The organism is Methanolinea mesophila, assembly GCF_017873855.1.
GTDB classification, from domain to species: Archaea; Halobacteriota; Methanomicrobia; order Methanomicrobiales; family Methanospirillaceae; genus Methanolinea_B; species Methanolinea_B mesophila.
Genome location: NZ_JAGGKR010000002.1, coordinates 41182 through 54518, shown reverse-complemented (window position 1 = coordinate 54518; position 13337 = coordinate 41182). Strand labels below are relative to the sequence as shown.

General features: G+C 55.7%; 15 protein-coding genes and 1 tRNA gene. 8 read left to right on the top strand and 8 right to left on the bottom strand.

All coding sequences use genetic code 11. The features are described 5' to 3' along the window. Positions 1 to 45: 45 nt before the first annotated feature. Entirely contained in the window at positions 46 to 966 is a 921-nt protein-coding gene (ligD, locus tag J2741_RS11710; protein WP_209675780.1) for a non-homologous end-joining DNA ligase, read from the bottom strand. Between the two features lie 2 nt (positions 967 to 968). After that, a complete protein-coding gene (ligD, locus tag J2741_RS11705; RefSeq protein ID WP_209675778.1) occupies positions 969 to 1901 on the bottom strand; it encodes a non-homologous end-joining DNA ligase in 933 nt (310 codons plus the stop codon). A 327-nt stretch (positions 1902 to 2228) separates the two neighbouring features. Between ligD (J2741_RS11705) and J2741_RS11700 the strand changes: the two genes are divergently transcribed. From J2741_RS11700 to J2741_RS11690, 3 genes are all read left to right on the top strand, one after another. After that, positions 2229 to 3233, top strand: a complete 1005-nt coding sequence (locus J2741_RS11700; RefSeq protein WP_245249791.1) for a cation diffusion facilitator family transporter — start codon at positions 2229 to 2231, stop codon at positions 3231 to 3233. A 65-nt stretch (positions 3234 to 3298) separates the two neighbouring features. Beyond that, complete coding sequence (locus tag J2741_RS11695) at positions 3299 to 3571, top strand: hypothetical protein (protein ID WP_209675776.1); 273 nt, start codon at positions 3299 to 3301, stop codon at positions 3569 to 3571. A 372-nt stretch (positions 3572 to 3943) separates the two neighbouring features. Continuing rightward, complete coding sequence (locus J2741_RS11690) at positions 3944 to 4810, top strand: isocitrate lyase/PEP mutase family protein (protein ID WP_209675774.1); 867 nt, start codon at positions 3944 to 3946, stop codon at positions 4808 to 4810. Between the two features lie 113 nt (positions 4811 to 4923). Here the strand turns inward: J2741_RS11690 and J2741_RS11685 are convergent, their stop codons facing one another. Beyond that, positions 4924 to 5652: an AAA family ATPase gene (locus J2741_RS11685; protein WP_209675772.1), complete on the bottom strand. Its 729-nt coding sequence runs from the start codon at positions 5650 to 5652 to the stop codon at positions 4924 to 4926. Between the two features lie 154 nt (positions 5653 to 5806). On the opposite strand from J2741_RS11685, the gene J2741_RS11680 reads away from it, so the two are divergent. Then, positions 5807 to 7015, top strand: coding sequence for an MFS transporter (locus J2741_RS11680; RefSeq protein WP_209675770.1), 1209 nt, complete (start codon positions 5807 to 5809; stop codon positions 7013 to 7015). 326 nt (positions 7016 to 7341) lie between these two features. Continuing rightward, positions 7342 to 8100, top strand: coding sequence for an acyltransferase (locus tag J2741_RS13055; protein WP_209675768.1), 759 nt, complete (start codon positions 7342 to 7344; stop codon positions 8098 to 8100). 113 nt (positions 8101 to 8213) lie between these two features. On the opposite strand, the gene J2741_RS11670 is transcribed toward J2741_RS13055, so the two are convergent. Continuing rightward, entirely contained in the window at positions 8214 to 8486 is a 273-nt protein-coding gene (locus tag J2741_RS11670; protein WP_209675758.1) for a hypothetical protein, read from the bottom strand. Between the two features lie 160 nt (positions 8487 to 8646). Here J2741_RS11670 and J2741_RS11665 point away from each other — a divergent pair, with 160 nt between their 5' ends. Further along, positions 8647 to 9051, top strand: coding sequence for a hypothetical protein (locus J2741_RS11665; protein ID WP_209675756.1), 405 nt, complete (start codon positions 8647 to 8649; stop codon positions 9049 to 9051). 35 nt (positions 9052 to 9086) lie between these two features. Further along, complete coding sequence (locus tag J2741_RS11660; protein ID WP_209675754.1) at positions 9087 to 9647, top strand: methyltransferase family protein; 561 nt, start codon at positions 9087 to 9089, stop codon at positions 9645 to 9647. A 190-nt stretch (positions 9648 to 9837) separates the two neighbouring features. On the opposite strand, the gene J2741_RS11655 is transcribed toward J2741_RS11660, so the two are convergent. Both J2741_RS11655 and J2741_RS11650 read right to left on the bottom strand, forming a co-directional pair. Next, on the bottom strand, positions 9838 to 10473 hold the full coding sequence (locus J2741_RS11655) for a helix-turn-helix domain-containing protein (RefSeq protein ID WP_209675752.1): 636 nt from the start codon (positions 10471 to 10473) through the stop codon (positions 9838 to 9840). Positions 10474 to 10607: 134 nt separating this feature from the next. Further along, positions 10608 to 10692: transfer RNA gene (locus J2741_RS11650), tRNA-Leu, on the bottom strand. Positions 10693 to 10864: 172 nt separating this feature from the next. Here J2741_RS11650 and J2741_RS11645 point away from each other — a divergent pair. Continuing rightward, on the top strand, positions 10865 to 11572 hold the full coding sequence (locus tag J2741_RS11645) for a hypothetical protein (RefSeq protein WP_209675750.1): 708 nt from the start codon (positions 10865 to 10867) through the stop codon (positions 11570 to 11572). 80 nt (positions 11573 to 11652) lie between these two features. Here the strand turns inward: J2741_RS11645 and J2741_RS11640 are convergent, their stop codons facing one another. Continuing rightward, positions 11653 to 12360 carry a hypothetical protein gene (locus J2741_RS11640; protein ID WP_209675748.1) on the bottom strand — a complete coding sequence of 236 codons (708 nt, stop codon included), beginning with the start codon at positions 12358 to 12360 and terminating at the stop codon, positions 11653 to 11655. A 54-nt stretch (positions 12361 to 12414) separates the two neighbouring features. After that, positions 12415 to 13335, bottom strand: a complete 921-nt coding sequence (locus tag J2741_RS11635; RefSeq protein ID WP_209675747.1) for an SdrD B-like domain-containing protein — start codon at positions 13333 to 13335, stop codon at positions 12415 to 12417. Positions 13336 to 13337 lie beyond the last annotated feature (2 nt).

The following is a 13337-nucleotide window of genomic DNA, read 5'->3' as shown; positions in this document are numbered from 1 at the left end:
TCAGCCGTGATAGAAGAGCCTGAAGCGCGAATATTCTGCGCTCGCTCACCCCAGGGTCTTCTGGCCGGTGAGCGCCCTGATGTCATCCCGTCGGTTCTCCAGGGAGATCCCGTACTCCGGCATGCCGGCCATCGGGTCTTTTTTCCGGTCAAGCCGGATGAAAATGTTCCGGATGGTGTAGGAACCGGAGGTGATATCAGGGTCATTCAGTTCGTCCCAGTCGAGCGGGGCCGCTACAGGAGCTCCCGGCCTCGCCCTCACCGCATACGGAGGAACCGACGTCTGGGCATAGGCATTCCGCAAGGTATCGAGGAAGAGCCTGCCCTTCCTTTTTTCCTTCCGGATTTCCATGGTCAGGCGGGACGGGTGCCGCATCACCGCCACCATGGCGATCTCCTTCGCGATCTCCCGCACCGGGTCGAACTCCATCCCCTGGTCCAGCGGCACGACCACGTGAAGCCCCCGCGACCCCGTGGTCATTACGAACGAGCGGATCCGCAGTTCGTCGAGCACCTCCTTCATGGCGAATGCCGCCGTTCTCACGGGTTCGAAGTCCTCGCCGGGGGGATCGAGGTCAAAGATCATCTTGTCCGGCCGGTTGAGCCGGTCTGTCCGTGAAAGCCAGGTGTGAGGGGTGATACACCCCTGATCAGCGAGAAACGCGAGCGTGGCGATATTCCCGACTACCACCTGAGGCTGTGTCGTGCCGTCTTTCAACGATACCTCGGCACGCGGGATCCAGTCGGGGAAGTAATCGGGGACCTCTTTCTGGTAGAACCCTTCCTTCCCGATCCCGTCCGGGAACCGTTGCATGGAGATGGGCCTGTCACGGAGATGGGGGAGAATAGCCTCTCCGATCTTTACATAATAATCGATGAGATCCCCCTTGGTGATTCCACCCGGGAAGAATACCTTCTCTTCGTGGGACGTGTTCACCGTGTTCGGGCCGAACGTTCTCGTGGTCATGATCAGGCAGGCCTCTCCCGGACAACCTCGTGTGCATCCTTATCGGTCCGCAACCCGAGAAACCTGGGGTGGCGGAGCTTCCCGTCCCCGGTCCACTCGGTGAATCCCACCTCGCATACCAGGTCGGGGTCCACGAAATGTACCCCTTTCATGCTCCCGGTATCGTCACCGAACGGCGGGTCGCTCCGCTCCCTCCGGGTGAGTTCACGGTAAAGCGCGTCGAGGGTGCGATCATCGAACCCGGTGCCTACTTTCCCTGCATACCGCAGTCTCCCCTCCTCGTAGTAGCCGAGGAGGAGGGCTCCGAAACCGGTCCTGGAACCCTGCGGCTCCGAATATCCGCCGATCACGAACTCCTGCTCGTTCGTGCATTTGAACTTCAGCCAGTCCTGCGATCTCTTGTGGAGGTAACGGGATCCCGCCCGCTTGGCGATGACCCCTTCCCACCCTTTCCTGCATGCCTCACGGTAACATTCCAGCCCGGCGCCATCCCGGTGTGCGGAGCGCCTGAGAGGATCTTCGAACACGACGACATCCTCTAACAACGATTTCCTCGTGCGGAGCGGCAGGCTGCAGATATCGTATCCTTCCAGGTACATCAGGTCGAAAATGTAGTAATAGACCCGCACCGGGCTCCTCTCCGCTTCTTCCCGATCCCTGATCTGGAGCCTCTCCTGCAGGCGCGAAAAGCTGGTGGCGGTCCCTTCGAACGCCACGATCTCACCATCGAGCACGAAGTTGTCCGCCGCGAGGGCCCCCAGGGCATCGAAGATCTCCGGATAGGTCGAGTCAAGGGGCTTGTTATTCCTCGTCCGGAGCCGGGTCCGGTTGCCGTCACGAAACGAGATGCATCGTTCCCCGTCAAATTTCCGCTCGAATATCCAATCCGGGTGAGAAAAATAGTCCGCGGTAAGGGTCGCGAGCATCGGGTCCATCCAGTCGGGGAACGGACTCTTCTTTATAAGTCTCTTCTCCGCGTCCGGGAGTCGATCTGTCAGGGCCACTCCATCAGCTTCCTGTTAATTACACCCATACGCAACGTAAAAGATGAAAAAATCTTCCCTGACGGGAGATATCCGGCGGCGAGGCGGCATCGCGGTGCTGCGGGAATGCAAAGGACTTCTTTAAGGTCTCATCCCACGGAATTCTTGCGGTAAATTTTCCTCTTTTCCGAGATGTCCGACCTCCCGCGAATTCACCCGCCCGATCCGTTCGGGCGAGCACAGGTCCGGAGCAGGAATCTTGATTATTCCCGGAATGAAATGATGAAGATTACCACAATGGAACCGACGGCACTCTCGCTAGACGAGCTGAATTCCCTGAAACAAAAGACCGCCCGCCTCTCGGTTGCTTCCAACACCGTGCTGGTAATCTTAAAACTCATCGTGGGATTCGCAGTCGGTTCAGTGAGCATCATCTCCGAGGCCATCCATTCTGCAATGGACCTCCTGGCCGCGGTGATCGCATTCTTTTCCGTGAAGAAGTCGTCTGAACCACCCGATGAGGCCCATGAATTCGGACACGGAAAGTTCGAAGATTTTTCAGGGTTAATCGAGGCGCTCCTCATATTCGTCGCCGCAGCGCTGATCATTTGGGAGGCGGTGCGTAAACTCCTCGGCGAGGGGGAGGGGGACGAGATCTCCATGAACCTTCTTTTTATCGGGATGGGTGTCATGGCAGTTTCGGCCCTGCTGAACTGGTTCGTATCCCGGCGACTGATGAAGGTGGCGAAACAATCCGAGTCCATCGCACTCGAGAGCGACGCCTGGCACCTCAGGACTGATGTCTATACCTCGGTGGGGGTGCTCATAGGGCTTGTCCTTATCCGGGTAACCGGGATAGCCATGCTGGATTCGCTTTTTGCGATCGGAGTCGCGGTCGTGATCATCAAAGCGGCCTACGATCTCACCCGCCGGTCCGTGTCAGACCTTATCGACCAGAGCCTGCCCGACAAGGACGAGCAGAGGATCAAGGAGATACTGTGCGAACATGCAGGAGATTATGCCGGGTTCCACGGGCTGAAAACCCGGAGGTCCGGCCCGGAGATCTTTATCGATCTCCACCTTGTCATGCCCGGCGACGTCTCGGTGGAACAATCTCACGACCTCACGGATCACCTTGAGACGGACCTTAAGGTCGAATATCCCAGGTCCACGGTGACCATCCATGTTGAACCCTGCCACGAAGGGTGCAACGGTTGCAACCGGTGCGGGTCGTTCTGCACGTATCAACACGACAAAGAGGGGGGTCCCGGGGGCAGCAAATAAAAATTCTGGGAACTTCTGGACATTGAAACCCAATCGCTATATATCAAAGAGTTGAATTAGATTCCATGGACGAACCTACTGCCACTTCCAATACCGGCCTTCGGATAGCAGGTGCTGTCATCCTCGGGATCTTCGTCGGATTCTTTGTATTCTTTGGAATATCGCTTATCCTGGGCGTCTTTAACGACTCTATGGGAACGAACCTTACCCTGTCCATGGATATCGCGGAGAACATTTTCAGCGCCATCCTGCTCGCGGTCATCATCCTCATCTTCATCGTGCTGTTCGCCTGGCTCGCCTGGAGATCGCATCCCGGGGAATGGGAAGAGAAGGAATAAGGTAACTGGATACCATCCCCGTTTTCCGATATCCGGGGGTTCTTCGGCGTTACGAAATCGAGAGAATTATACCTTTTTTCCGGGGGAACCTGACGTCGTGCGGCATCTTCCACATCATTCCGTAAAACCGCACACAGACCGGTTAATCTTCCGCATTGCGCCTTCGGGACACGGGGACATGCGAATCCCTCTGTATTCCCGGCGGACAGGCGATTTTGCTGTGTTGCGCCGGGCGATTATCACGTAGCGATTTCGGCCATATCTGCACCGAAGAGTTATCATTCTCAGGGAGGAGGTCTTATACGGTGTGGATACCTGAGAAAACCCTTCGCTCCCAGTCCCGGAGACCCACAGGTGATGATACCGTTGAAGATGACCACTCGATTTAAGGAACTGCTGTATGCAGAGGAGATCCTCGCATTCCCCGTCTCGCACGACCCGCTCTGTGCAAAGATCGCAGAACTTTCCGGATTCGCAGCCGTCTCGGTGGGCGGGTATGCCTCGAGCGCCTCGATGCTGGCAAAACCCGACATCAACCTCCTTACCCTGACCGAGATGGCGGACGTCGTACGGAGGACGGTAAATGCCGTGAATATTCCCGTGTTCGCGGACGGAGATACCGGGCATGGGAACGTGAACAACGTGAAAAGGACAGTGGAACTGTTCGAACAGGCAGGAGCGGCGTCGCTCTTCATCGAGGACCAGGTCTCTCCCAAGCGGTGCGGGCACATGGCCGGCAAAGAGGTGATCCCGCCCCGCGAAATGGAAGCGAAGATCGAGGCCGCACTCGATGCCCGGAAGGACCCCGATCTTCTCATAATGGCCCGTACCGATGCTATCGCGGTCAACGGCATCGACGATGCCATCGCAAGGGCCGGCAGCTACCTCGATGCGGGTGCTGATTTCATCTTCATAGAGGCACCCGAGAACGTGCCCCAGATGCGGCGTATCACCAGGGAGATCGATGCTCCGAACCTGGCGAACATGCTTCCCGGGGGGAAGACCCCGCTCCTCACCGCCCCGGAGCTTCAGGAGATCGGTTTTGCCGCCGTAGCGTTTCCCACGGTCTGCACCCATACCATTGCGAAATCGGTGATGGGAGTGCTTCGGGACCTCCGTGCAACGGGAACACTCGCGGGACTGGAAGAGAGGATGCTCTCTTTCGACGAGTTCGGAGGACTTGTCGGGCTCGACCGGATCCGTTCCGAAGAACTCGCCTACTGCCGCGACTGCAGGTGAACAGAGCCCGGGACCCCCACCCCTCTCGATTATACTTCGCATTGCTCAACCGAACAGCGTCGTAAATGAGAAAACCTGCTTCGGCAATCCAGGTGAACTGCGGTTAACCCTTCTCACCCGACCTCCGGACCGAGGTATTTTTCCCTGCTATTGAGAAAATCCCGGTAGATGCGATAATAATCGGTATCTTCGTAGGCGATCTTCCGGATGGGGATCCCATCAAACGAGAAGATATCCGCTTTGGGATAGGCGAGCAGGATAGGGGAGTGCGTTGCGATGATGAACTGGGCATGCCCCATGGAGACGAACGTTCCAAGCAGTTTTAGGAGTTCGAGCTGCATCTTTGGCGAGAGCGCAGTCTCCGGTTCATCGAGGAGGTAGAGACCCGGGAGCCTGAACCTGTTCGCAAAATATGCCATGTGGGACTGCCCGTGCGACTTGTTCACCAGGGAAGAATCCCCGAAGTATTTCAGCATATCGGGGTCTGCTCTTGCCCATTCGTCAAGTATCTCTGCAAAATGCCGGAAAATCTCGGACGCGAAGAATGCACCGGGAACTTTTTCGCCCTTCCACTCAACGGTGATGTACCGGTAGAGCTCGTTTTCGTACGGGTTATGGCAAAACCTCATTCTTTCCGTCTCCTCCCAGAGTGCAATCCCGCAGTTGCGGGCTATCGCCTTGAGCAGCGTGGACTTGCCGGACCCGTTCTCTCCGATGATGAAGGTAACCGGTTGTGAAAATTCAATCTGGTCGGTGGCCCTGAACAGTTCCAGATTGAAGGGGTAATAATCATGTGTGGGAAAATCCCCGTGGAGAATGCGAAGCCGGGTGATATGCATCATCACTACTTCTGGCCCGGCGGGGATATATGCTTCACCAGGGTTCGCAGCCTGGCATCGTTCGCAAAGACCATCCGGGCGGGATCGTCATGAGTGGGGCCGTGCCCAGGAAAAAACGGCACCTTTTTGTTCCAGCCCTCAAATCCTAATCTCTTATATGCCGGATGTACCCCGGGTCTCTTCCGTTTCAGACCGCCGGATGGTGTATTCCATATTCCTGCTCGGGTTTTTCGCCATCTTCTCGACGACGATCTCGAAGAACCCGGTGCTGCCCCTGTTCTCCCAGGCCCTCGGCGCCGGCGATGCGGTCATCGGGCTGATCGCCGCGGTCTCCCCCCTGGCGGGAATCCTGTTCTCGTTCCCCGTGGGGGTACTCTCCGATCACATGGGGAGGAGAAGACTCCTTATTGCATCCGGGGCGATATTCCTCTCCGCGCCCCTGCTGTATCTCCTCATCTACGATCCGTTCTGGCTGATCCCGGTCCGCTTCTTCCACGGGATGGCGACCGCGATCCTGGGTCCGGTCGTCTCGGCGATGATCGCCGAAAGGTTCCCGGAAAGAAAGGGGGAGATGCTCGGCCAGTACTCTTCCGCAACACTGATCGGTCGGACGCTCGCACCACTCGTCGGCGGGGTCCTCATCTCGTTCTTCATCTTTTATCCCGGGCTCATCCCCTACAAGATGGTGTACCTGGCGGCGGCGATCGCGGCAATCCCGGTCCTCATCCTAACCCTCACGTACCGGGAGGAAGGCCATGGAAAACTGACTGTCCTGCCTTTTTCAACATTCAAAACAAGTTTTGTCACCTTTTTCACCAACTGGAAGCTCCGGGCGACGGCGTTCGTGGACATGGCGACCTACTTTGCATTCGGTGCGTTCGAGACCTTCCTTCCGCTCCTGCTCCTGTCCCGCGGAATCGACGCGTATCAGACGGGGATCATCTTTACCGTCCAGGTGCTGGTCATCGCCCTGACCAAACCGTTCTTCGGAAGGATCGCCGACCGTATAGATAAAAGAGTCCAGATTGTCATCGGTCTCCTCGTCCTCGGCGGTTCTGTCGCCGCCCTCCCGTTCGGATCCTCGTTCGGGTGGTTCCTGCTCGTCAGTTCCGTACTCGGCCTCGGCATGTCGCTCTCCACGGTCGCCACTACAGCGTATGTCGCGGATATTGCAGAGAAAGAAGAACTGGGAGCCTCGATGGGGGCTCTCTCCTCCATCATGGATATCGGACATTCGGCAGGCCCCCTGATCACGGGGATCCTTGTCGCGGCAGGCAGCTTTACCTCAGGGTTCCTGGCGAGTTTCGGTGTCGCCGCGGCAGTCTGTGTATTTTTCGGGGTGTCGGTATATGGCAGGAGGGGCTGAACGCGGTACGTGAACGTGCGGGGCCTGCAGCACTCATTATTCGTGCATGATACCGCAATTCACGGGTTCCTTCCCGGATATTTGAAAAGTTGCAACGCCGATCCAGTATCATTTCCCGCTTCGATGAAGAGAGGTACGGAAATTTGCAGCGGGGAGAATTCGTCGTCGGATACTGAGAATCCTGCCGGGACGGTTATACAATCGGGACCCTGGGTTGCCGTACGTGATGATCCTTCCCGGTCCGGTGTCGGGAAAAGCCCCGGGAAGGCAGAATCGTTCTCTGCCATGGAATCTGTTTTATTGTATTCATGGGTTACCTATCCGGTATGCAAGGTTCCCGCACCGACTCCTTCGCCCGTTCGCTCGATACCATCGGTGCCCTTCTGGCAGACGGGCCTTCCACTGAAAACATGGTGGATATTCTCGGAATTCTCGGAATTTCCGGTATCGACGCGCACTACCTGGAAAATATGGTGTTATACAGCGAATACCTTCCGAAATCGGCAGAAATGCCATTTTCCAGGGAACAACGGTACCTGCATTTCCTCTGGGACGCCTTCGACCGGACGCCGTATTCGCTGGCTGCAAACCTCGCCATTCCGATCCGCCGCATGATCGCCAGGAAATTGTTCTCCGGGTGCGGGAAGAACTTCTGCGCCGAGGCGAACATCCGGTTCAACTTCGGGCAGAACATCGACGCGGGGGATAACATATTCATCAACGCAGGCACATTCATCGACTCGAAGGGGGGTCTTACCATCGGGGATGCCGTGGGTATCGGGGAGTTCGTCCGGATATTCACCCATACGCATTCCGAGTCGGATCACGCGGAACGCACCTACGCCCCGGTACTCATATCCGATTACGCGAAGGTCTACGCAGGAGCGATGCTCTTCCCTGGCGTGACCATTGGGGAGCAGGCCATTGTGGCGGGCGGTGCGGTGGTCACGAAGGATGTCCCTCCGAATGCGGTCGTCGCCGGAGTACCTGCCAGGGTTATCCGGGAACGAAAGACCGGGGGGAGGACCCGTGAAGAACTGGACCATGTGTGGCTTTTCGAAGGGGCCTTCCAGGATGAAAAATGATTGGGGCGGGGAGAAAAACAAGTGCCGGAAAAAACCCTGCTTTCAGTGAAAATCATTAACCCGCGCTGATTCGCGAAAATGAAGGATCTTCCCTACGCTTGACGCATCGGATTTTATAGTTCCAATGCCGCATCGAGTTCATCGAGTGCATTATCAATCTTCTTCTGTTCATCTTTCATCGCATGCTCGCCTGCCGACTGGAGATCTTTCAGGCTCTTCTCAAGCGCTGCCCGCCTCCGTTCATAATCGGAAACCGCCTCATCGACCCTGGTCCCGGCATCGGCTCTCTTTTCTTTCGCTTCCGCCCTTTTGAGCCTGAACAATTCGTCATTAAATTCTTCAATTTTTTCCTCTGCCCGGGAGAGTGAGGGATCCACATCAGCCATGGCTGAAAGAACCTGTTAAAATTATAAGTATATTTCGGAATATCGATCCCGGCCGCTCGTTGCCCTGCGTCACTCGTTAAAAGTGAACTATATAAATAAGGCCCTACATGTATGGCTCAATTCATAACACATTTGCCTGCTTTTTCATGATCAGAATATCATGAGATGCATACAACATGAGGGATGCTATTCCGCCACCATGGCAGAAGATGACCAGAAAGAAGAGAACCACCACCGGCAGTACGGATTCATCATTCCTGCCGGAGCCCTTATCGGTCTTGGTGTGGGGCTGCTCGCGGATAACGGGGGTCTGGGCCTCCTTATCGGGCTTGGAGGAGGATTTCTCTGTTCGGGACTGGTTCCCCTTGTAAGGAACCGCGTTGAGAGAAAGAAACTGTATCCGGGAGGCTCGAACCTGTCGCTGGTTCTCATCGGGGCCTTCCTGCTCTTCCTCGCGACCGGTATTATGTTCATGCCGGCTGCAATCTGGCCGTATGCAATAGCCGGATTCCTCGTACTTATCGGCTTCTGGGTCCTCGTGAAGGGGTTGTACAACGTCTCCTGAAGACGGGGACATCAGTATGAATCCGGTGGAATGACATGATTGAGGCAGTTCTCGTTACAATCCTCCCCGTGGGTTTCCTGATTATCTTATTCGGCGGAGGGGCGGCCTTCCTGCGAAAAAATATCGAACAGGACGGGGAGACGCCGATCGACAGAACGCTGTTTTATACCAGCAAATACTCGGTAATTATCCTTTGGGGGGCCATGGTCCTCCAGAGCTGGGGGATCGGTCTGTCGTTCTTCGAAGTCCCGCTCTTTCTCCGGGTAACTGGTCTTATCGCCTGGTTTTTCGGATTCACATTTTTATACGTCGGAAGATTCGAAATGGGGAGTTCGTTCCGGCTGGGGACTCCCAAGGAACGTACCCTTCTCAGGGTCGACGGATTATTCGGATTGAGCAGAAATCCGATGTATGTCGGCATGTATGCGACAATATGCGCATCCGCACTCTACACGCTGAATCCCGCCGTGATCATACTCGGTTCATTCGTGATTGCGGTCCATCATTCCATCGTCCGGGCAGAGGAGCACTATATGCAGAAGGCGTATGGCCAGGAATATACCGATTATCGCAACCGGGTGGGACGCTATATCTAGGAGCCGGTGCGGCGGGCAAATGGGGACCGGCTCTCAATTTTTTATTACATTGCGTCCACCGGAAAGGAGCTGCCAGGGTATTCAGGCCCACTGTATCCTTACCCGAGGTATATCAAGATCAGTAGGAGCAGATTGACCACAACGGATTGCAGAAAAAACAGGATGCATAAAGGACGACCGTCCGGACCGTTCACGCGACCTGTTCGAGGATGTGCCCGATCAACCGTTTCTCCGCTTTATGGATGTGTTCAAGCAGCGTGCTCTTGTGCATCCCCATTTTTTCCGCAAGTTCACCGGCATTTATCCTCCTGGGGTGATCGAAATACCCCTGGCGGTAGGACTCGAGCAGGATGTCTTTCTGCTTGGGGGTAAGGATACCAAAAATTCCGTCCACCTGGGGATTGTAATCGCAGACCGAAAGGATCTCGAGCCCCCACCCTTTCTCCGCGGCATCGGTCACGAACGTATGGAAGTCCTCCGGAGTCCCGACCATGTTGAAGGTCAGGCAATCGTCCTGGAAGACGATCGGGTGCTCGAACTTGGATCCGTAGGTGCGGAGGAACCGGGTAATATCATCGGAAAACGTTCCCCTTGCAAGACAGGTATACTCCCGACCTTTGTGTTGAAGCACGATCAGGTTCGACACATAATTGCATTGTATCTGATCGACGGGGATCCCTTCCCTGATGGTAAACTTGCACACTTCGCTGTGCATGTCGTCAACCATGTTGAAGAGTGAGATAACCTCGAATCTCTCTATGACCTGGCCGTAGGATCTGCAGTAATCGAAGATATCCGCAGAGAGCCTGACCGTCATTTTCTTCATATGTAGCGATCTGGTGGAAGAGACATTATATAAATATGGCCCTGCATGGAGGTTCAGACCGCACCTTTCCCCCCCCACATCATTTCGGACGAGAATTCGACAACGAAGGTTCGGAATGGCAGGGTGCAATAAAATGCGAGGGGTGGGATTCGAACCCACGGACTCCTTCGAGAACGGATCTTAAGTCCGCCGCCTTTGGCCTGGCTTAGCTACCCTCGCGCCGGGAAAAGTTCCCATAATACTCTTCCCCCGGATTCATAAGATCGTCGCTTGGACGTTATTCAATCTCCCGGGATAATCGCTGTGATGTAGCGGACCTTTTCACAAATTCGCCTGTTTCCGGAATAAAAATTTCCAAACATTTTAAAAGCTAGCCCCGCTACGTTCTTCCATGACTCGCAAGTCAGAGAAATTCGGATCCATCGCTGCCGGAGGTATTCTGGCAGTCCTTCTTTTGGTATTCTGCACCGCTCCGGCACTCGCCCAGCCCCCGATCGGAGGAGACCAGGGATGGTTCCTTGTCCACTGCAATGTGGAAGGCGCCCAGGTATTTTTCGACGGGACGTATATGGGAGATATCACCAGCGGTCAGCTCTATGTGCCGGTATACACCACGGGCACCCCCTACACGACCTATACCGTGAGCAAAGAAGGGTATTCCACCTACACCGGTGACGTCGGGCCGTCGCCCGGGAAGGGTGAGACCTTCGACCTGTATGCAACCCTGAACCCGATCGCGACGACAGTGCCCACCCTCATCGGCGGTGACGTCGGATGGTTCACGGTCCACTGCAATGTTGACGGGGCGACCGTCATGCTCGACAACACTGTGGAAGGTACCATCAATCAGGGAACTCTCACCATCCAGGTGTATGTTACCGGAACCCCGTACAGGACCTTCACGGTGACCAAGGAAGGCTACCAGCCCTATACAGGATCCATCACTCAGTACCCGGGCAAGGGCGAGACAGTAGATCTCTACGCAACCCTCAACCCGACACCGACCCCCACCACCAAGGCGCCGATCGGAGCCGGGATTGCAGTGATTGCCCTCGCGGGAGCGGCAGTAGCCCTCCTCGCATCAAGGAAACACCTCTAAAAAATCTTTTTTGGTCGACTCTCCGGTGCATGACCGGAAAAAAATCGGGTTCGGGAATGCCGGTCTGCCGGGGCTCTGATTCATCCCAGCGTGATATCCCAGAACCCGTTGGTCCGGATATTGAAGAGGTAATATCCGTTCTCCGGGATGTACACCTCTTTCGTGCCCTCGCCCTGGGCGCACGGGTTGTCGAGGAACAGCCCTGAGAGACGTTCACCGGAGGGTTCGAAGACGAGCGCTCCGCTCTCGTTGTAGAACGACAGCTCGAATCCTTCAGGGGCCACGACCGAGTACTTCATGCTGTGGTTCCCCTGCTGCAACGGGATCAGGGGCGAGGTGGTATCCCCCATCCCGTGCATGGTCAGGGGAAGGGACACGGACGGATCCTTCAGGGGACGTTCGATCGTCACCGTCCAGTCGCCGAACCCGATGACCCGGAACGTGTAGATCCCCGCGTTGACCGAACCGAATGCCTGGCTGGAATTGTAGGGCCCGTGGCTGTTCGTCAGGATCTGGTAGAGGTCCCTGCTGGTGATATCGGCATAGAACGGAACGAAATCATCGCCGGGGCAGTCCATTCGTGCCACGAACAACTGGCCCGCCGGGAGGGTGATGTTCTTTTCCATAGTGCCGGTCCCGGTGACCTCAAGAGGAAATGTCCCCGTAACGGGAGTGGTCGACGGGGTGGGGGTGGCGGTCAACGTGGCATTCCCGGGGGCGGGAGTGGTACACCCCGCAAGGAGGAGGAGGCAGAGGAGCCCGGTAAAAAGGAGAGAGGCATTTTTCATGACGGAGTATAGGGCTCGCCATGAAAAAAAAAGCTATTCTTTCCTTGAGAATATTTATGCAATCACTTGATTTCCAAAATTTATCCCGGTTGCATAGCAGTGGGATGGGTTCAAAATGACATTGTCATATTCTCCAGAAGAAGGATTAGTTGGCTTCCATCCATTTCGTTGGGTTTCTACAATCCTGTATTGTTCGGCCGGAGAGAATTTCAGTCCGTTAAATACAAAGTCCCCGTTTCCGTTTGTGGTAGTAGTCTGTGATAAAACCCAGGACCCGCCAGGTTTGTTGTAACATTTTATTTCCCATCCACTCAATCCAGGCTCATTTGGATCTCTAACTCCATTCCCATTGAGATCATTATATTTCATACCTGATACTGAACCGCATTCTGATGGCTGTGTAGGCGTAGGTGAAGTGGTAACCATGGTCGTCGCTGTGGTGGTCACCGTCGTCGTTGCCGTAGTCGTTCCGGTCACGGTACCTGTTCCCGTTCCAGTCCCCCCGATCCCCTCGTTGGCGATGAGGATATGTGCAGTCTCGTCGACCAGGCGAAGGCTTAACGGCCCCCCGGGAAGCGGAAGCGTGCCGGTTATTCCGGTCAGGTCCCCGGTTGCATAGTATCCTGCCGGGGTGCGGTAGATGTAGAGGGTATCGCCCGGACCAAAGTATGTCAGCGATGGATCATATTTCACCATATCCGAACGTTCCGGCGTGTCGACGTAGAGGCCCAGCCTGTAGGCGGCCTGTGCGGAGGCATTCACCGAGGCCACATCACCTCCCCTGCTATAGAGGCTGATCGCCTGAACTCCGGAAACGTTCACCACCTTGATCTCAGGTGCGATATATGCAGATTTCCCGAGGAGATTGAAAAAACCCAGGAACTGCGAAGCCATAATGATCGCCACCGCGATCACCAGCACGATGATCAGGATGGTCCCTACAACCTCGCTCACTGCAACCTGCCCGTCCCTCATGA